18 protein-coding genes are annotated in these 19171 nt (G+C 64.2%); 10 read left to right on the forward strand and 8 right to left on the reverse strand.

Going from position 1 to position 19171, the window contains the following annotated elements; translation table 11 throughout:
• Nucleotides 1-79: 79 nt before the first annotated feature.
• On the reverse strand, nucleotides 80-1063 hold the full coding sequence (locus AZF01_RS19520; protein ID WP_161633013.1) for a sugar ABC transporter substrate-binding protein: 984 nt from the start codon (nucleotides 1061-1063) through the stop codon (nucleotides 80-82).
• A 237-nt stretch (nucleotides 1064-1300) separates the two neighbouring features.
• Between AZF01_RS19520 and AZF01_RS19525 the strand changes: the two genes are divergently transcribed.
• Both AZF01_RS19525 and AZF01_RS19530 read left to right on the forward strand, forming a co-directional pair.
• Entirely contained in the window at nucleotides 1301-1963 is a 663-nt protein-coding gene (locus tag AZF01_RS19525) for an SGNH/GDSL hydrolase family protein (RefSeq protein ID WP_024707392.1), read from the forward strand.
• A 60-nt stretch (nucleotides 1964-2023) separates the two neighbouring features.
• Nucleotides 2024-3118 (forward strand): ROK family transcriptional regulator, encoded by a 1095-nt coding sequence (locus AZF01_RS19530; RefSeq protein WP_161633014.1) that lies wholly within the window; start codon nucleotides 2024-2026, stop codon nucleotides 3116-3118.
• 7 nt (nucleotides 3119-3125) lie between these two features.
• Here AZF01_RS19530 and AZF01_RS19535 read toward each other — a convergent pair whose 3' ends face one another.
• On the reverse strand, nucleotides 3126-3989 hold the full coding sequence (locus AZF01_RS19535) for a MurR/RpiR family transcriptional regulator (protein ID WP_024707394.1): 864 nt from the start codon (nucleotides 3987-3989) through the stop codon (nucleotides 3126-3128).
• Nucleotides 3990-4273: 284 nt separating this feature from the next.
• Here AZF01_RS19535 and AZF01_RS19540 point away from each other — a divergent pair, with 284 nt between their 5' ends.
• From AZF01_RS19540 to AZF01_RS19565, 6 genes are all read left to right on the forward strand, one after another.
• Nucleotides 4274-5239: a tripartite tricarboxylate transporter substrate binding protein gene (locus AZF01_RS19540; protein ID WP_024707395.1), complete on the forward strand. Its 966-nt coding sequence runs from the start codon at nucleotides 4274-4276 to the stop codon at nucleotides 5237-5239.
• On the forward strand, nucleotides 5236-6204 hold the full coding sequence (locus tag AZF01_RS19545) for a BMP family protein (RefSeq protein WP_061449826.1): 969 nt from the start codon (nucleotides 5236-5238) through the stop codon (nucleotides 6202-6204). Before AZF01_RS19540 ends, AZF01_RS19545 begins: the two co-directional genes overlap by 4 nt.
• On the forward strand, nucleotides 6198-6641 hold the full coding sequence (locus AZF01_RS19550) for a tripartite tricarboxylate transporter TctB family protein (protein ID WP_024709101.1): 444 nt from the start codon (nucleotides 6198-6200) through the stop codon (nucleotides 6639-6641). Before AZF01_RS19545 ends, AZF01_RS19550 begins: the two co-directional genes overlap by 7 nt.
• 3 nt (nucleotides 6642-6644) lie before the next feature.
• On the forward strand, nucleotides 6645-8135 hold the full coding sequence (locus AZF01_RS19555) for a tripartite tricarboxylate transporter permease (RefSeq protein WP_024709102.1): 1491 nt from the start codon (nucleotides 6645-6647) through the stop codon (nucleotides 8133-8135).
• Between the two features lie 184 nt (nucleotides 8136-8319).
• Nucleotides 8320-9462 (forward strand): fumarylacetoacetate hydrolase family protein, encoded by a 1143-nt coding sequence (locus AZF01_RS19560; protein ID WP_024709103.1) that lies wholly within the window; start codon nucleotides 8320-8322, stop codon nucleotides 9460-9462.
• A gap of 47 nt (nucleotides 9463-9509) precedes the next feature.
• Nucleotides 9510-11030, forward strand: a complete 1521-nt coding sequence (locus AZF01_RS19565; protein ID WP_024709104.1) for an aldehyde dehydrogenase (NADP(+)) — start codon at nucleotides 9510-9512, stop codon at nucleotides 11028-11030.
• A 35-nt stretch (nucleotides 11031-11065) separates the two neighbouring features.
• Here AZF01_RS19565 and AZF01_RS19570 read toward each other — a convergent pair whose 3' ends face one another.
• Nucleotides 11066-12145 carry a glycosyltransferase family 4 protein gene (locus AZF01_RS19570; protein WP_024709105.1) on the reverse strand — a complete coding sequence of 360 codons (1080 nt, stop codon included), beginning with the start codon at nucleotides 12143-12145 and terminating at the stop codon, nucleotides 11066-11068.
• Between the two features lie 254 nt (nucleotides 12146-12399).
• Here AZF01_RS19570 and AZF01_RS19575 point away from each other — a divergent pair, with 254 nt between their 5' ends.
• Nucleotides 12400-13134: a Crp/Fnr family transcriptional regulator gene (locus AZF01_RS19575; protein ID WP_024709106.1), complete on the forward strand. Its 735-nt coding sequence runs from the start codon at nucleotides 12400-12402 to the stop codon at nucleotides 13132-13134.
• A gap of 25 nt (nucleotides 13135-13159) precedes the next feature.
• On the opposite strand, the gene AZF01_RS19580 is transcribed toward AZF01_RS19575, so the two are convergent.
• The 5 genes from AZF01_RS19580 to AZF01_RS19600 all read right to left on the reverse strand — a co-directional run bounded on the left by AZF01_RS19580 (nucleotide 13160) and on the right by AZF01_RS19600 (nucleotide 17148).
• Nucleotides 13160-13438 (reverse strand): HPr family phosphocarrier protein, encoded by a 279-nt coding sequence (locus AZF01_RS19580; protein WP_024709107.1) that lies wholly within the window; start codon nucleotides 13436-13438, stop codon nucleotides 13160-13162.
• A gap of 8 nt (nucleotides 13439-13446) precedes the next feature.
• Entirely contained in the window at nucleotides 13447-13848 is a 402-nt protein-coding gene (locus AZF01_RS19585) for a PTS sugar transporter subunit IIA (protein WP_024709108.1), read from the reverse strand.
• A gap of 175 nt (nucleotides 13849-14023) precedes the next feature.
• Complete coding sequence (locus tag AZF01_RS19590; RefSeq protein ID WP_024709109.1) at nucleotides 14024-14518, reverse strand: HPr kinase/phosphorylase; 495 nt, start codon at nucleotides 14516-14518, stop codon at nucleotides 14024-14026.
• Nucleotides 14515-16221 (reverse strand): sensor histidine kinase, encoded by a 1707-nt coding sequence (locus AZF01_RS19595; RefSeq protein ID WP_036237729.1) that lies wholly within the window; start codon nucleotides 16219-16221, stop codon nucleotides 14515-14517. The genes AZF01_RS19590 and AZF01_RS19595 overlap by 4 nt, the downstream gene beginning before the upstream one ends.
• A 204-nt stretch (nucleotides 16222-16425) precedes the next feature.
• Complete coding sequence (locus tag AZF01_RS19600) at nucleotides 16426-17148, reverse strand: response regulator transcription factor (protein ID WP_024709111.1); 723 nt, start codon at nucleotides 17146-17148, stop codon at nucleotides 16426-16428.
• 337 nt (nucleotides 17149-17485) lie between these two features.
• Here AZF01_RS19600 and AZF01_RS19605 point away from each other — a divergent pair, with 337 nt between their 5' ends.
• On the forward strand, nucleotides 17486-19093 hold the full coding sequence (locus tag AZF01_RS19605) for a phosphoenolpyruvate carboxykinase (protein ID WP_024709112.1): 1608 nt from the start codon (nucleotides 17486-17488) through the stop codon (nucleotides 19091-19093).
• Nucleotides 19094-19171 lie beyond the last annotated feature (78 nt).

Consider the following 19171-nt stretch of genomic DNA (forward strand, 5'->3'; position numbering starts at 1 on the left):
ATGCACCCCGGCCCTATCGGGCGGAGACTGCCGGGCATGACCCGGCAGGCATTCTATCTGGATGGCCTCGCGCCATGCCTTACGAGGCGCCGCGCACGCCGCCATGGGCCTTGTTGACCTCGAGCGTCTTGTCGACATTGGCACTGTCAATGACGAGCGGTCCGGTCTTCACGTGGCCGATCGGGTGCAGTCCGTAGTTCAGATACTGGTTGGCGATCAGCATCGACAGATAGCCCTGCAGATAGGGCTGCTGGTCCATGGCGAAGGCGAGGTCGCCGTTCTTGATCGCCATCAGCGCCTCGTTGGAAAGGTCGGCCGTGCCGATCATGATCTCGCCCTTGCGGCCGACCTCGTCGACCGCGCGCAGCGCGCTCATGGCCGGTACCGCGTTCAGCGTGTAGATGCCGTCAATGTCGGGATTGGCCTGCAGCGTGCCCTTGATCGCCTGGGTCATGGCCTGCGGATTGGTGGCATCGCCCGTGCCGATGGTCTGGTAGATGGTCTCGGCGCCGGCCTCTTCCATGGCCGCGACATAGCCGTTGCAGCGTTCTTCCACCGTCGGATTGCCCGGCACCTGATTGAAGCAAAGTCCCTTCTTGACGCCGGCATCGGCCTGAATCTGGCCGGCCTTGTAGCCCATCTGGTAAGGATCCTCGCCGACAAAGCCGATCGAGCCGTTGTCTTCCCAGAGCGTCTGCCCGGAATTGTGGATCAGCACCGGAATGCCGTCTGCCGTGGCTTCGCGGATCAGCGGATCCATGCCGTCGGGGAAGAATTCGCCGACGAGCAGCATTTTCGGATTGCGGCTGATCGCCTGTTGCAGAAGCCGCGGATAGTCGCTGGTCATGTTGGCCGTGTCGGTGACGGCAATGTACTGGTAGTCGAGCCCATAGGCTTCGGCCGCGTCGTCAAAGCCCTTCTTCACGGCGGCGAAAAACGGCCAGGACAGGGGACCGCTGACGACGAGCAGCGGACCATCATCCGCCGCCTTTGCTGGTGCAGCGGCGGCAAGCGCGATGACGGCGGCCGCGCCGATGCCCTTCAGTGTATCGGTGAATTTCATCATTTCCCTCCCTCGGATACGGCGAAAACCGGAGTGGCAACCACGCATCCTCCATGCAGGTTCATCGCCTCGATCCGTTTCAATCATCCTCAAATAATCCATCCTGTCAATAATTATTCATGTTGATTTATTATTGACCTCGCTGCCGTCGCGACCTAGCTTGACGCTCACCGCCGGCCGGTTTTCGTTCGCCCTGCCGGCATGGCGCCGATAGATGCCGGGGAAGAGGGAGGGAGAATGCGTTCAGTTCTTTGTTACGGGGATTCAAACACTTACGGCCAGACTACGGCCAATCGCCCCGATGACCGTTATCCGCATGACGTGCGCTGGCCGGGCATTGTGCGCGCCATTCTGGGCGACCGCTGGCTGGTGATCGAGGAGGGGCTTTCCGGCCGCACCACCGTCAGCGACGACCCGATCGAGGGCGCGGAAAAGAACGGCCGCACTTACCTGAAACCTTGCATCATGAGCCACAAGCCGCTTGATCTGGTGATCGTGATGCTCGGCACCAACGATCTGAAGATCCGCTTCAACAAGACCGCCGGCGAGATCGCCATGGGCGTCGGCGCGCTGGTCTCCGACATCAAGGCGCTACCGGCAGGCGTCAGCGGCAAGGTGCCGGAAATCATGATCGTCGCCCCGCCGCCGACGGCCATGGAACTGAAGGAATGGTCCGGCGTCTTCATGGGCGCCCAGGAGAAATCCCGGGCGCTGGCAGCCGAGTATGAGCGCATCGCCGAGGCGCAGGAAGTGCATTTCTTCGACGCCGGACTGGTGGTCAGTTCCAGCGATGAAGACGGGTTTCACCTCGACGCCGCCGCCCATGCAGCCCTTGGCAAGGCCATCGCCGAGGAGATAGAGGCAATCGGCTGGGGCGAGGAACACGCGCGCGCCTCCTGAAGCCACCTGACGGATCAACCCATGCGCCCGCAACGCAGCCGGGCGCGGAGACTGCCAAAAATGCCAGACATGAGATTTGCCCCGCCGCCTTCCGTTCGCATTGCCGAGCGCAGCACCGGCATGAACCAGGTTCTTGCGCGCTCCTACAATGAGCGGCTGATCATGTCGCTGCTTCTGCAGAACCCGGGCCTGTCGCGCATGCAGCTCGGCGAGGCGAGCGGGCTTTCCGCCCAGACCATCTCCGTTATCGTGCGTTCGCTGGAAAAGGACAATCTCGTCCTGAAGGGCGAGGCGGTGCGCGGCCGCATCGGCCCGCCGACAACCCCGATCAGCCTCAATCCGGAAGGCGCGTTCTCGATCGGCATCCATATCGGCCACCGCAATCTGGACGTGGTGATGAGCGATTTCGTCGGCAATCCGATCAGCCGCAGGGCCTTCTTCTACGACGAAGCCCGCCTCGACGATGTGCGCAGGACCGCCCGCGCAGCCGTGGAGGCCGCCATGGCAGAAGCGCCGAAGGCCCGGCGCGCGCGGCTTGCCGGCATCGGGCTTTCGTTGCCCTCCGACATGGGGCCCACGATCGAAGAGGCCAGGGCCATTCTCGATTTCGACTTCGAGGCCGAACTCAGCCGCGCAAGCGGGCTCGATGTCTTCATCCAGGACGACGTCACGGCGGCGGCGAGCGCGGAATGCATGTTCGGCGCGGCGCGCAATCTCAATGACTATCTCTATTGCGTGGTCACGCCGCACATCGTCCCGCGCCTCGTGCTCGGCGGACGCATTCATGCCGGCCATGACCAGGCCTTTTCCGGCGAGAGCGAGGCGGCGATGATGGATCGCTTTCTGGCACTGCGCGACGCGCCGGAGGCATCCGGCGACAATATCGACAGCTGGATCGGCGCGGTGGCGGACGAGCTTCACGCCCTGATCGCCTCGCTCGGGAAGTTCGCGCGCGTGAAGACGGCCATCATCGCCGGGCTTTTGCCTGATGCGGTGCTTGCGGAAATCGTCTCGCGGCTGTCCGGGATTTCCGGGGCGGACAGCGAGACCGCGATCGAGAAAAGCAGGCTCGGCCCCTGGGGGCTGGCGATCGGCGCGGCCGCCCTGCCGTTTCATTCCCGCTTCATGAATGACAGTCCTGTTTCGGCCGGCTAAGAGCCCCCTATTCGTACTGCATCAGCTTTTCATTGACAGCATCGACCTTGCGCAGCCGGTCGCGGCCCGTGCGCCCCGCCTTCAGCGTCGCGCGCACCACGATCTGGTGGCAAAGCGCCAGCACGGCGGCATGGTTGAACTGCGGGCCGTCGGAATGAATGCGGCAGTGAAAATGCCAGTGGGCGGCGGGATGGCGGGCCATGTTTTCATCCGAGATCAGCGCCAGCCGCGCGCCGCTTTCCACGATCGTGTCCAGCAATTGCCGCGTGCCGGCGATGCGGCGCCGCAGCGTGATCGCGATCACCAGATCGCCCTCCTCGATCCGGGCCACATGTTCGCCCAGCGTCTCGCCGCCCTGCGGGAAAACCACGACCTCGCCAACGATCTTGGTCAGTTGCCAATAGAGGTAATGGGCGAAGGACTGGCTGATGCGCTGGCCGGTGATCCAGACCTTGCGCGCATCCACCACGGCAGCGGCGAGCGCTTCCAGCTCGCTTGCACTGAGATTGGCGAAGGTCCAGTCGAGATTGTCCTTCTCCTCGCGCATGTCGAGGGCAAGGGCCGCGGCATTGGCCTCCGGCTCGGCATGGGCGAAGAACGCGCGCGAGCCGGTCTGGCGCTCGTCGCGCACCGCCTTTTTCGCCTGGTCGTAGCTGGCAAAGCCGAGCTTGCGGATGAAACGCGATACGGTGGCCTTGGAGACATCGCACAACCGCGCCAGTTCCTGAGCGTCATAGCTGCCGAGTTCGCCCGGAAAATCCAGCAGGAACTCGCCCAGCCTGCGCTCGGCCGGGCTCAGCTGCGGCAGAACGCGCTGCACGCGGGTCAGAAAGGGGGCCTCGTCTCCGGCGCTCTGGAACTCTGATTTCATGATTTCCCATTAACGGTGGCACGCAGAGAAAGGCAAGCCACGAAATCGGAAATTCGGATTTCAGAGCTGCGCTATCGCATGCCTGCGTCAGGACTGCTGGATTTGCAGGCTATTCACCGTCCTTGCCGCCTAAACGGTCAGCGGAATGCCTATTTAGTAGCCAATTTTTATACATGCCTATTTTTTGCTTGCGCGACTTCTGAAACTGTAGTTTCCTTTTCTGGAACTTGAATTTCGTCAATACATCCGCCTCGACCCAAGACCGCTGAAACCGGAGTTCTGACATGACAGCCCGACCGCTGAAATCACTGATCCTTGCCGCCACCGCCCTTGCAGCCCTCGCGCCCGCCGCCCTTGCAGCGGACTATCCCGAGCGGCCCGTTCGTATCCTGGTGTCCTTCCCGCCCGGCGGCTCCAGCGATCTCGTCGCCCGCCTGCTTTCCGAACAGCTCGGCGCCGAGCTTGGCCAGCAATTCGTCGTTGAAAACAAGCCGGGCGCTGCCGGCACGGTCGCCGCGACCGAGATGAAGAATGCCGCAGGCGACGGTTACACGCTGATGCTGTCCAACCTGACGCCGTTCAACGTCGCGCCGACGAGCTTCCCCGACACGCCCTATGATCCGGTCGCCGATTTCACCCATATCGGCTATATCGGCGCCGTCCATCTTGGCATGTTCGTCTCGCCCGGGCTTGAAACGCCGGACATGGCGGCCTTCGTCGAAAAGGCCAAGGCCGAACCCGGCATGCTGGATTACGGCTCTTCCGGCGTCGGCTCCTGGGGCCATGTCGTCGCCGTTGCGTATGAGAGCGAGGCGGGCGTCGAACTCTCGCACATCCCCTACAAGGGCTCAGGCCCGATGCGGCTTGATTTCCGCGCCGGCGTCATCCCGGTGATCTTCGACGCGGTGCCGCAAAACCTGCCGGCCGTTGCCGAGGGAACGGCCATCCCGCTCGCCGTCTCCGCGCCCGAGCGTCTCGACACCCTGCCCGACACCCCGACCTTTACCGAACTCGGCTATGATATCGTTGCCGAAAACTGGCTCGGCATTTCCGCCCCCGCCGGCGTCGAACCGGAAATCGTGGCGACGCTTCAGGACGCGCTCGCCACCGCGCTGGCCGCCGATGAGGTCATTGCCCAGTTCGAGACCTGGGGCATTGTCGGCGGCACGATGACAAGCGATGAATTCACCGATTATGTCGCGGACGGCGTCGCAGAATGGGCGCCCCTCGTCAAACAGGCGAGTGAATGATGCGCATCAGCCCGCTTGCTTCCGAAAAATCCGCTCTGCCGCAGATTGCCGTCGTCGTCATCGGCGAGGCGGAGGATGCGGGCTTCAATGCCAGCGGTCTTGCCGGCGCGCGAGAGGCAGCGCGTGCCGGAACCGCGCAGCTCAGCATCATCGACGGGCTGGCCTATGATACGGCCGAGATCCTCGAGAACCTTGACCGGATCATGCCGGATTTCGACGGACTGGTCTTCATCGGCGGCCAGGGCGACCGGGTCATGCCAGTGCTTGCGCTCGACTGGCCCGAAAAACCCTTCGCCATCGTTCAGGGCCACGCCCATGGGCAAAACCTCGCAAGTTATGATGTCGCGCAGGAACATTCGGCCTATCTCGCCGGTTGCCTCGCGGCGCTGATGACGAGGACCGGAACGGTCGGCCATCTGTCCGGCCACCGCGTTCGCCCGGGCATGAAGGGCCGCGCCGCCTTCGTGCAAGGGGTGAGGGAGACCGATCCCAGCGTCACGGTGCTGACGGCCTTCTGCGGCTCGCAGGATGACAATGCGATTACCCGGCGCTGGGCCGATGCCGAGATCAGGGCCGGGGCGGATATCATCTTCACCATGCTGAACGGCGCGAGACAGGGCGCGATCGATGCCTGCCGGGCAGCCGGCTGCCGACAGATCGGCAATGCGCTCGACTGGACGGCGCTCGCGCCGGATGTGTTTGTCGCCTCTGCGCTGGCGCGCATCGATCTCGGAGTCGAGCGCGCCATTACCGATGTCGCGGCGGGACGCCTGCCGCAACAGCCGGTCCTGCTGGGCCTTCCGGAAGACGACTATGTCGCGCTTGCGCTGGGAGCGGACGTTCCGCAAGCCGTTGCGGGCCGGGTCGCGGCCGCCGCCGAAGGCATCCGCAAGGGCCAGATCATCGTCCGCGAGACCTATGAGGGCGCGGAATTCGAACCGGAATCGGAGACGGGACAATGCTGAGAAAGCTTTCGGCGCAGGCGGGCACGCTTCTGATCGGCGCAATCGCGCTCGTCTTCGTCATCGGCGCCGTCACCGCCCTCGATCTCGGCACGCCGCGCCGCATGGGCCCCGGCGCCTTTCCGCTGATCGCCGGCGGTATCCTCGTCATCCTGTCCGCCGTCGCCCTTGTAGGAGACATGAAGGCCGGCGCCGAACATCTGAAGATCGACTGGCGCACGGTGGTGCCGATTGCGCTCGCCGTCGCCGGCTTCGCGCTGGTCGCGCCGCGTTTCGGCGTTCTGCCGGGCGCGGGCGTCTGCGTGCTGATCGCAAGCTATGCCGTAGGCGCGCTCTCGCCGCTGCGGCGCACCGGTCTCGTCATCGGCGCCGTCCTCGGCGTCTGGCTGGTCTTCATCATCGGCCTCCGACTGCCGCTCGAAGCCTTCCGGGGGGTCTGACCCATGCTCGACAATCTCGCCCTCGGCTTTGCCACCGCCACCACGGCCTCCAACCTTCTCTATTGTTTTCTCGGCACGTTTCTCGGCACCTTCATCGGCGTTCTGCCGGGCCTCGGGCCACTCGCGGCCGTCGCCATGCTGCTGCCGGTCTCCTTCTACCTGCCGCCCGAAACCGCGCTGGTGATGCTGGCCGGCGTTTATTACGGCGCGGAATATGGCGGCTCGATCGCCTCCATCCTGCTCAATATCCCGGGAACGCCCTCCTCCTCGATCACCTGCCTCGACGGCTATCCGATGGCGCGCGAGGGCCGCGCCGGCGTGGCGCTCCTGATGACCGCGCTCGCCTCCTTCTTCGGCGGCGTGTTCGGCATTCTGGTGATCGCCGCGCTTGCCCCAGTGCTTGCCGATTTTGCGCTGTTGCTGGAACCGGCGGATTATTTCGCGGTGATGCTGCTCGGCCTTGTCGCGGCCTCCGTGGTCTCGAGCTCCGGCACGTTGCGCGGCGTGATGATGGTGACGCTCGGCGTGCTGCTCGGCACGATCGGCGTTGACGTCAACAGCGGCGCCACCCGCTTTACCGGCGGCGTCCAGGACCTGCGCGATGGCATCAATCTCGTCGTCGTCGCCATGGGCCTCTTCGGCGTTTCCGAAGCCATGTATTCGGCACGCGGCGCATCCGCCTCCTATGCCACGGAAAAAGTCTCCTGGCAGCGCTTCCTGCCCAAGCGCGGCGAATGGCTGCGCTCGCTCGGGCCCGCCATTCGCGGCAGCCTGATCGGCAGCTTTTTCGGCACATTGCCCGGAACCGGCCAGACGGTCGCCTCCTCGATCGGCTATGCGGTGGAAAAGCGCGTCTCGCCCAACCGCGCCAATTTCGGCAAGGGCGCGATCGAGGGCGTGGTCGTGCCGGAATCGGCAAACAATGCCGCCGCCCAGACCGCCTTCATCCCGACGCTGACGCTCGGCATTCCGGGCTCCACGACGATGGCGTTGATGATCGGCGCGCTGATGATCCACGGCGTGACCCCCGGTCCGCGCCTGATCTCGGATCACCCCCAGCTGTTCTGGGGCCTGATCGTCTCCTTCCTCTTCGGCAATCTCTTCCTTCTGGTGCTCAACATTCCGCTGATCGGCATCTGGGTCCGGCTCCTGCGAGTCCCGCATTATTTCCTCTATCCCACCATCGTCGTGCTGATCTCGATCGGCGTCTATAGCCTCGACCATTCGCTCTTCGATGTCTGGGCCATGCTCGGCTTCGGCGTGCTCGGCTATGTGCTGCGGCTCTATCGCTACGAGCCCGCGCCGCTGCTGATCGGCTTTATTCTGGGGCCGATGATGGAGGAATATCTGCGCCGGGCCATGCTGCTCTCGCGCGGCGATCCCATGACCTTCCTTGAGCACCCCGGCTCGGCCGCAATGATCGCGATCTCGATCCTGCTTCTGATGCTGACAGCCATGCCGTGGTTGAAACGGCTGGCAAAATCGATCAACTGACGGCCTGCCACAGCGAAAACCTTCCAAATTCCGTTCTGCGCTTTAAACCCGGCGCCGGTTGGCCTAAGTGTAGATGGTCGGCGCCCTTGCTGCGGGCGATGCGCGCCCGGCGTTCGTCCCTGGCAGAGCGTCGCGCCGGCACGGGAGGCGGTGCAAGACGCGCCGCGCATGAGGACATTTCGCTATGACGATCATCGACGACTTCAACGGCACCTGGCTCGGACGCGTTTTCCTGCCCGAGGCGAACGGCCCGGCTGTGGTAACGCTGCGCGGCGGCGCGGTTTACGATATCACCGCCGCGATCGCCCCGCTGTCACGCGATATCTGCGAGATGGACGATCCGGCCTTTTATGTCAGCGAGGCCCCGGGCTTCCGGCTCGGCACGCTGGAGGAAATCGCCGCCGCAAAGCCGGGCGACGAGAGCCGCATCCATTTTCTCTGCCCTTGCGATCTGCAGCCAGTCAAGGCCTGCGGCGTCACCTTCGCCCGCTCCATGGTCGAACGGGTGATCGAGGAGAAGGCGGCGGGCGATCCCAAAAAGGCGGAGGCGATCCGCGCGCGAATCGGCGCGGCGATCGGCGCCAGCCTGAAGAATATCGAGGCGGGATCGGAGGCCGCGGCCACGGCCAAGGAAGCGCTGATCCGCGAGGGCCTGTGGAGCCAGTATCTGGAAGTCGGCATCGGCCCGGACGCGGAGGTGTTTTCCAAGGCGCAGGCGCTTTCAGCCGTCGGTCCTGGCGCCGAGGTCGGCCTCCATCCGATCTCGAAATGGAACAATCCTGAGCCCGAAGTGGTTCTCGCCGTATCCTCTGCCGGCAGGATCGTCGGCGCGACCCTCGGCAACGACGTTAATCTGCGCGATGTGGAGGGCCGTTCCGCGCTCCTGCTCGGCAAGGCCAAGGACAATAACGCCTCCGCCGCGATCGGCCCGATGATCAGGCTGTTTGACAGCGGCTTCACGCTTGACGATGTGCGCGACGCCGAGGTTGCGCTGCGGGTCGAGGGTGAAGACGGATTTGAAATGACGGGACATTCCTCGATGTCGGAAATCAGCCGAGACCCGGAAGCGCTGGTCGCCCAGACCATCGGCCGGCATCATCAGTATCCTGACGGCTTCATGCTCTATCTCGGCACGCTGTTCGCGCCCACCAAGGACCGGGATGTCCCCGGCGAGGGCTTCACCCACAAGCCGGGCGACCGCGTGACGATCTCTGCGAAAGGGCTCGGACGGCTTGAAAACACCGTGCGCCTGTCGACCGAATGCGCGCCCTGGACCTTCGGCATGCGCGCCCTGATGACCAATCTCGCCGCGCGCGACCTTCTTTAAACCACAAGACAAAACGCAAGAAATCGCAAAGCCCGAGGAGAATGACGATGAGTTTCAAACCGCATGGCAGGCATCTGGTCGGAGGCGAATGGATCGGAACCGATATCACCTTTCTCTCAAAGCCCGTCAGCGGCGAGCCCCACGCCTTCTGCGAGGCAAATGACAAGCTGATCGACCAGGCGGTCAAATCCGCCGAGGCGGCATTCTGGACCTACGGCTATTCCACGCGCAGGGACCGCGCGGCGTTTTTGAACAAGATTGCGGACGAGATCGAGAAACGCGCCGGCGACATCACCGAGATCGCCTCGGCCGAGACGGGTCTGCCGGCCGCGCGCCTGGAGGGCGAGCGCGGGCGCACCACCGGTCAGTTGCGCCTCTTCGCCCGCCATATCCTGAATGGCGACTATCTCGACCGCCGCCATGATCCGGCCAATCCCGACGCCACGCCGCCGAGCCCGGATCTGAAGATGGTGCAAAGGCCGATCGGGCCCGTTGCCGTCTTCGGCGCCTCCAATTTCCCGCTCGCCTTTTCGACCGCCGGCGGCGATACGGCATCGGCGCTCGCCGCCGGCTGCCCGGTCGTGGTCAAGGGCCACCCGGCCCATCCCGGCACCGGCGAGATCGTCGCCGAGGCGATTGCGGCGGCGGCCGAAAAAAGCGGCATTCATCCGGGCGTCTTCTCGCTGCTGCAGGGCGCCTCGCATGAGGCCGGCGGCGCGCTCGTCACCCATCCGCTGATCCGGGCCGTCGGCTTTACCGGCTCGCTTGCCGGCGGCAAGGCGCTGTTCGACCTTTGCGCGCGGCGCGACGAGCCCATTCCCTTCTTCGGCGAGCTGGGTTCGGTCAATCCGAACTTCCTCATGCCCGACGCGCTCACGAACCGCGGCGAGGAGATCGCGCAGGGCTGGGCAGGGTCGCTCACCATGGGCGTCGGCCAGTTCTGCACCAATCCCGGCATCGTCATCACGCTTGCCGGCCCTGAATCCGATCGCTTCGCCAAGGCGGCGGCCAAGGCGCTTGGCGAAGTCGGCCCGACGGTGATGTTGACGGAGGGGATCGCCGAGGCCTTCCGGCGCGGGCGAGCGGAAATCGAAGGCGTTGACGGCGTCGAAACGCTGGTGAAGGGCGATTGCGACGGGCGCGAGGGCGCGCCGGCGCTCTTTACCGTCGCAGGCCGGGACTTCCTCGCCAATCCGAAGCTTGCCCATGAGGTCTTCGGCCCGCTCGGCATCGTGGTGATGGCAGCCAATGCCCAGGAGATGCGCGCCATCGCTGAACGGCTTGAAGGCCAGCTGACCTGTACCCTGCACATGGACAATGACGATGTCGAGTTTGCGCAGAGCCTTGTGCCGCTCCTGGAGCGCAAGGCGGGCCGATTGCTCGCCAACGGCTTCGCCACCGGCGTTGCCGTTGCCGACGCCATGGTGCATGGCGGCCCCTACCCGGCATCGACCAATTTCGGCGCCACCTCCGTCGGCACGCTGGCGATCCGGCGTTTCCTCCGCCCGGTCTGCTACCAGAGCATGCCATCCGCGCTTCTGCCGGAGGATCTGCGCCATATGGGCTGAGCGGGGAGGCCGGGCGCGCCGCGCAGGACGTCCGGCTATTTTTCGGGGGCGGCGGCGGCCGTGGCGGCAAGGCCCGGCGGAACAACGCCCGGCGGATGAGGCTTCCCCTCTTGCCTGGCGCCGAGCTTCGCCCGCCATTCACCGGCAACCGCCCTCATCCGCAGCGCCGGACGAACATTGACCATGGGGGGCGCGAGACGCCACATGTCGATGCGCTCGCCGAGCGCCTTCAGGTCATCGGTGTCGAAGACCTGCCCGAGTGTGCCGACGATCTCCTCATTGGCGCCGAGACCGCGCTGGACGATGACGGGCGTGCCGACGGCATTGGCCTCGGCCAGCAGCAGACCGGACGCGTCGTCGTTGCGGGTCTGCGGATAAAAGACGCAGAGCGAGCGGCGCATGCGGGCAATCAGCGCGGCGCGGGAAAGCCGGCCGAGGAAATTGACACCCTCAAGGCCGCCTTCCTCCGGCCAGGCCAGGCTGCCCGGCTCGGCGATATCGAGTTTCAGGTCCGGCCTGCTCTTTCTGATTTCGGCAAATTTCGCAAGAACCTCGGAAATGCCCTTGAGCGGCATGCCGGGGAAGAACAGCCGGTCGCGATCGCGCGGGGTGTCGTCGGCGACCAGATCGTCATCGACAGGGGAATAGATACAGCCGATCTTCGGCAGACGCCGGTTTTCGGGCGCGAGGAACTGCGTCACATGCGCGGCGTGGGCCTGCGACGTGCAGACGATCTCGATCTGCGCCTCGGCCAGCGCCTCGCCCATGCGCCGGTTGTGCCGGCCGGGATGTGTGTGCGACCACAGGAAGATCGGGCAGCCGGGATTGAGACGGCGCGCCTTCAGCGCCGCCTTCCAGGAATTGATGACGATGATGCCGGTGACGCCGGCAAGATTTGCGGCGCTGACGGCATCGAGCGGGCGGTAAAGCCCGCAGTCGTCGCGGTCCATGTCGAGCCGCCCGTTCTGGTAAAAATGGAAGCGGAAATCGTCACAGAGCGCGCGCGCCACCTTGAGAACGACGGCCTCGGTGCCTCCGACACGGTCGTTGGTGGAGGCGGTGATCGTTGCGGGCGTCAGGCAGAACGGGTCGATAATGGCTATGGCGGAGGACACTTAGCGTGCCCCCTTCCGCCGCGTGAGGCGGGCTTCGGACATTCAGGTTCTCCTCGTGTTGAGCCCCTTACTGAACCCTTGCGCCCGAGCCTGCATTAAACTGGTTTGAAATCAGAAGATTTTGCGAAATAAAGTCGCTGAAAGCGTGCTTTCGTTTACTTTTTCGTTGCGGCGAAGCACCGGGCACGCCATTTTCTCCCAGTTCCTGAACGTATTTGAAGGGGCCTTATGAACCACGCCGGAGGTTGGGGGAAATGAGCCAGAACAGCTGTCTGGTACAGAAACTGTCGCATTATGTGCCGCTCAGCCAGCGCTCGCTGGACAGTATCGCATGCCTGGAGCGCGAGGAGCGTGACTATGCCAAGGGCGCCGAAATCCATGCGGAGGGCGACAGCAACGCAAATCTTTACGTGGTCAGGCAAGGCTGGCTCTACAGCTATGCCGACATGAAGGACGGACGGCGCCAGATCGTCGAGATCCACCATCCCGGCGACATTATCGGTTTTCCCGACATTGCCTTCAAAGAACGGACCACGGTGCTGAAGGCGGCCGAGGATGTGCGTCTCTGCCCCTTTCCGAAGAAGGATCTCGACCAGGTGTTCTCGAACGCGCCGCAGCTTGCGGCGCTGCTGTTTGCGCTTGCCGTGCGCAATCAGGTGATCATGTCGGATTTTCTGCAGGCCATCGGCCGCATGAGCGCGCGCGAACGCATCGCCTATTTCCTGCTCGACCTGATGGCGCGCCTCAGGATCGCCAACAAGCCGATGTCGACCGTCATACGGCTTCCGCTCAACCAGACGGAAATCTCGGATGTCCTGGGGCTGACCAATGTCTATGTCAGCCGCTCGTTCACGGCCCTGCAAAAGGACGGCCTGATCCGGCGGGAGAACGGCTCGGTCGAGGTGCTGGATGAGGACAAGCTGATCGGTCTTTGCGATTTCATTGACCGGCATGCCTCCATCGACACGAGCTGGTTTCCCGAGAACTGACCGGGCGCGGCCACTGCGACGGCTTTCAGCTCTCCTCGCCGAAGCGGTCGGCGACAAGCGCCTCGATGGCGTCGAGGGCCGCTTCCGCCTCGGGACCGGCCGCCGAAACGATGATCGTGCTGTTGATTCCTGCCGCCAGCATCATCAGCCCCATGATCGAGGTGCCGCCGACGGTCATCCCGTCCTTTGCGACGCTGACGGAGGCATTGAGCTTCTCCACCGTCTGGACGAATTTGGCCGAGGCGCGGGCGTGGAGCCCCCTGCGATTGACGATGGTGAGTTCACGCGAGACCGGGTCTTCCATCGGGCCTTCTATTTCCCGCTGAGGACGCGGCTTGCGACATTGATGTAGCGCCGGCCCGCATCCTCGGCCTCTGCAAGCGCCTTCGCCATGTCATTGTCGGCGCGTACGGCCACGAGCTTGATCAGCATCGGCAGGTTGACGCCGGCGATCACCTCGACCGTGCCGTTGTTCATGACCGAAATGGCGAGGTTGGACGGCGTGCCGCCGAACATGTCCGTCAGGATGATGACGCCGTTGCCGCTGTCGACCTTGCCGACGGCGGCGAGAATGTCGTCGCGGCGGCGATCCATGTCGTCCTCGGGGCCGATCGAAACCGTTTCGATGGCGTCCTGCGGCCCGACGACGTGCTCGACCGCCAGCCGGAATTCCTCCGCAAGGCCACCATGGGTCACAAGCACCAGTCCGATCATCTTCGCGCCACTCCTTAAAACAGCAACCGCCTGCGTCCGCCCGCGGCCTTTCGCCCCGCATCTTGTCGAAGCCGGCGCGAAGTGCAAGCCAAAAGGGCGAAAATACCATATGAAAACAGGCGAGCCGTGCCTGCCGATGCAGGCCGGGTACACGTCGCGGCCGACGGACGACGCTTCACCCTTCCGCGTCGGCGCGCGCGGGAAGAACCGGACGGCCGGTGTCAAGCCCGGGGCAGAGCGCCGCAAGCTTCGAGAAAGGGTCCGGAGCGGGCCAGCGCAGGAAAAGCGCCGGCAGATCACCCCCCTCTTCGAGCTGAAGCGTGCTGTCGGACGGCGGCATGCGCTCGGCCGCGTCGGAGGGCACCGGCATGAGGGCGAAATCCATCACCGCGCTCTCGAGATGAGGGATTTTGGCCAGCCCGGATCCGCGAATCTCGATAAGCCCGGCAATTGCGGCCGGAGCACCGGCGATCACCCGGCCGGCAACGCACGAAATCAGCACCTGATCGTCGGCCACGAGCGCCGCATGAAGCCCGTTGAGCCGGGCGCCGTGGAGAAGGGCTAGGGCAAGCTCGCTCTTGCCCGCGCCCGAAGCTCCGCTGATCAGAATGCCGGTCGAACCGAGCACGATCGCGCTCGCGTGAAGATTGGTGCCGCCGCGCTCCGTCATTGCGCCTTGCCGGTGGCGGCCGGCAGCTTGAGGGTAAAGCGGGCGCCCTTGACCTCGCCGGTCTCCGGATCGGAAACATTCTCGGCCGTCAGCGTGCCGCCGTGGGCCTCGGCGATCTGGCGGGAAATGGAAAGGCCGAGCCCGGAATTCTGGCCGAAAGCCTCCCCATCGGGCCTGTCGGTATAGAACCGCTCGAAGATGCGTTCCAGCGCATCCGGCCTGATCCCCGGACCGTTGTCCTCGACGGTGATGACGATCTGGCTGCGCGTGCGGGTCAGCGCCACGTCGATGCGTCCGCCCTTTTCCGGCACGAAGGAGCGGGCATTCTCGATCAGATTGGTGACGATCTGGCCGATCCTCAGATCATGGCCGAAGGCCTCGAAGGCGCCCTTGCCGTGATTGCCGGGATGGGCGGAGAAACCGATCTCGACGCTGCGGTTGCGCTTGCCGGTCTCGCGCGAAATCGTGATCAGGTCCTTCAGGAGCGCCTCGGCGTCAAACCGCTTGGCGTCCTCGCGGGCAAGCTCCGCGTCCAGCCGCGACGCATCCGAAATGTCGCTGATCAGCCGGTCGAGGCGGCGGACATCGTGCTGGATGATCTCGGTCAGGCGGGCCTTCGATTCTTCCGTCTTGGCGAGCGGCAGGGTTTCCACCGCGCTTCGAAGCGAGGTGAGCGGGTTCTTCAGCTCGTGGGCGACATCGGCGGCGAAACTGTCGATCGCGTCGATGCGGTCATAGAGCGCCGTCGTCATTTCCCGAAGCGTTGTCGACAGATGGCCGATCTCGTCCTGACGGGCGGAAAAATCCGGTATTTCCTCGCGCTCGCGCGGGCCGCCGCGACGCACCCTGACGGCTGCCTCGGAAAGCCGGCGCAGCGGACTTGCGATCGTCGAAGACAGCATGAAGGACAGGATCATGGTGACAAGCGCGGTCACCGCGAAGACGCGGATGATCGCGATCCGCTCGGCATGGACGATCTTGTCGATGTCGCCGGCCTGGGTGGACAGAAGCAGCACGCCGAGCACGGCGCGGAAACGCTGGATCGGCACGGCGACGGAGACGATCAGCCCGCCCTTGTCGGTGACCCGGACCACGGCCGAACGCTGGGCGTCGAGCGCCTTCGTCACTTCCGGATAGATCGAGCCGTCGCCGCCCGGCGCTTCCTCATAGCGCGGCAGGTTGCCCGGCTGCAGGAAGCGGTTCATCAGGCTTCCGAGCTTGTCCGAGACGCTTTCCGCCGCCGATTTCTCGGTGTCCGGCAGGTCGTAGCGCAACACCTGGCCGCGCGAATACAAAAAGCGCGAATCGAGGATCAGATTGGCATCCGGATCATAAATGCGCGCACGCGTGCGCGTCGGCGAGATCAGCCGCCTCAGGATCGGCGCGACCTTTTCCGGATTAAGCGGGAAGCGCAGGTCCTCGTCGCTGGAGGTCGGCCTTGCGCTCTCGCCGGCCTGCAGTTCCAGAAGCTCCTGCGGGTCGATGGTCATCGTGTCGGTCTCGACCGAGGCGGAAGAGGCGATCGCGCCGGCGATGATCTCGCCCTGGGTCAGAAGGCTTTCAACGCGCGCGTCGATCAGCCCCTCGCGGAACTGGTTGAGATAGAGGATGCCGCCGACAAGGAAGAACAGCGCCAGAAGGTTGAAGAACAGGATGCGCCAGTTGAGGCTGGAGAAAACGGTGGACGCCAGCACCCAGCGCATCGCCGCAAAGGGCTTGCGCCAGCGCCGGCCCCTTTTTCTGCCGGCAAGGCCGCCTGCGCCGCCGCCCGGGGCTTTGTCTCTGGCCGTGTCGCTCGTCAATCTTCGCCCTGCCCGCATTGGCTGCCTGAGCCGCTATCAAGCCCGCGATTGCGGTCTTTGTGTGGTCACGCGCGCCTGAAGGCTTCCGGCTGACGCCGCCTGCCTTCAGGCGGCCTCGCGGAAGCGATAGCCGACGCCGTAGAGGGTTTCGATCATATCGAATTCGGTGTCAACCAGCTTGAATTTCTTGCGCAGGCGCTTGATGTGGCTGTCGATCGTGCGGTCATCGACATAGACCTGATCGTCATAAGCCGCATCCATCAGCGCGTCGCGGCTCTTGACCACGCCGGGGCGCTGGGCAAGCGAGTGCAGGATCAGGAATTCGGTGACTGTCAGCGTCACCGGGTCGCCCTTCCAGGTACACGTATGGCGCTCGCGGTCCATCACCAGCGGTCCGCGCTCCAGCGGACGGTTGGTCTCGCCCTCGCCCGGCTTGGCGCCGACCCCGGCAATGGCGGCCTCGCGGGCGGCGACGCGGCGCAGGACGGCGCGCACGCGCTCCACCAGAAGTCGCTGGGAGAAGGGCTTGGTGATGAAGTCGTCGGCGCCCATCTTCAGGCCGAAAAGCTCGTCGATCTCCTCATCCTTCGAGGTCAGGAAGATCACCGGGATATCCGATTTCTGCCGCAGGCGCCGCAGAAGCTCCATCCCGTCCATGCGCGGCATCTTGATGTCGAAGATCGCAAGCTGCGGCGGATTGGCCTGCAGCCCGGTCAGCGCCGTGGCGCCGTCGGTATAGGTATCGACGCGATAGCCTTCGGATTCCAGCGCAATCGACACCGAGGTCAGAATGTTCCGGTCGTCATCCACGAGCGCGATCGTCTGCATTTTGGGGCTCCCTGACTGCAGTCTTATGGTCCTTGGACGGCGAGATTGTCCGCCGTCTCGTCATTTCTAGCATTTGTTGGAAAAAAACTGGAACAAATTGTGGCAGGACCAACCAAAACGGGCGATCAACCCCATCAAATCGAATTTGCAGATTTCCGGTTGCAGCCGGTTAACAGCCTGAGAATCCTTCATAATCCTGAAATTGTTCATTTCGGGAATTTTCTTTAATCGATTAAATGCATGATATTGTTATATTTTGTCAGATTCCCTGTTGTCTGATACGAACGAATTTAATATGTTTTTAAAAAATTAGATTTCGTTTAGAGAGGCATTTCGCATGGTGGAGCATGGAATCTACAATCGCCGTTTTCCGGTTGAGGCGGCAGGCCTGAAGGACCTTGCCGGCGTTTACTACAATCTGATGCCGTCGGAACTCTGCGAGGAGGCGCTGCGCCGCAGCGAAGCGGTTCTGACGGCGGACGGCGCGCTCAGGGCGCTGACGGGCCAGCACACCGGCCGCTCCGCCAAGGACAAGTTCGTCGTCTGCGACGACAAGACGAAAGACCAGATCTGGTGGGACAACAACAAGGCGATGTCGCCGGAGCATTTTGCGCTGCTCAAGGCCGACATGCTGGCCCATGCCGCGGGCAAGGACCTGTTCGTGCAGGACCTGATCGGCGGCGCGGATGCCGAAAACCGCCTGCCGACGCGCGTCATCACCGAATATGCCTGGCATGCCCAGTTCATCCGCAATCTCCTGATCCGCCCGGAGCGCAGCGCGCTGGAGGACTTCGAGGCGAAGCTGACCATCATCAACCTTCCCTCCTTCGTCGCCGATCCGAAGCGCTACGACTGCCGCACCGAAACGGTGATCGCCTGCGACCTGGAAAACGGCCTGGTGCTGATCGGCGGTACATCCTATGCGGGTGAAATGAAGAAGTCGGTGTTCACCGCCCTCAACTACCTCCTGCCGGCGCGCGGCGTGATGCCGATGCACTGCTCCGCCAATGTCGGCGATGCAGGCGACGCGGCCGTGTTCTTCGGTCTTTCGGGCACCGGCAAGACCACGCTTTCGGCCGATCCGTCGCGCACGCTGATCGGCGATGACGAGCATGGCTGGGGCGAAAACGGCCTGTTCAATTTCGAGGGCGGCTGCTACGCCAAGACCATCCGGCTCTCGGCGGAAGCCGAACCGGAGATCCACGCCACCACGAAACGGTTCGGCACGGTTCTGGAAAATGTCGTGCTCGGACCCGACCGCAAGCCCGATTTCGATGACGGATCGCTGACCGAAAACACCCGCTGCGCCTATCCGCTGGACTATATCCCCAACGCCTCGCGCACCGGCCTCGCGCCGCATCCGAAGACGATCATCATGCTGACGGCCGACGCCTTCGGCGTGCTGCCGCCGATCGCCAGGCTGACGCCAGACCAGGCGATGTATCACTTCCTGTCCGGCTACACCGCCAAGGTGGCGGGCACGGAAAAGGGCGTGACAGAGCCCGAGGCGACGTTCTCAACCTGTTTCGGCGCCCCCTTCATGCCGCGCCATCCGACCGAGTACGGCAACCTGCTGAAATCGCTGATCGCAAGGCACGGCGTGCAGTGCTGGCTGGTCAATACCGGCTGGACCGGCGGCGCCTACGGCGCGGGCTCGCGCATGCCGATCCGCCAGACAAGGGCGATGCTGGCCGAGGCGCTTGCCGGCCGGCTCGCCGATGCCGAATTCCGCATCGACCCGAATTTCGGCTTCGAGGTGCCGGTCGCCGTTCCCGGCGTCGATGCGGCGATCCTCAATCCGCGCGGCACCTGGGCCGATCCGGCCGCCTATGACGCGCAGGCGGCGAAACTTGTCGACATGTTCGTCGCCAATTTCGCCAAATTCGAGGATCATGTGGATGCCAACGTGAAAGCCGCTGCGCCGGGCCTTCTGGCGGCAGCCTGAGTTATACGCAGGAGGAGCGTGGGAAATGCCCGGTCGCCGTCAGGCGCCGGGCATTTCTTCTTTCGCGGGTCGTCGAGG

Origin of the sequence: Martelella sp. AD-3 (genome assembly GCF_001578105.1) — a bacterium.
In the GTDB taxonomy this organism is placed as follows: domain Bacteria; phylum Pseudomonadota; class Alphaproteobacteria; order Rhizobiales; family Rhizobiaceae; genus Martelella.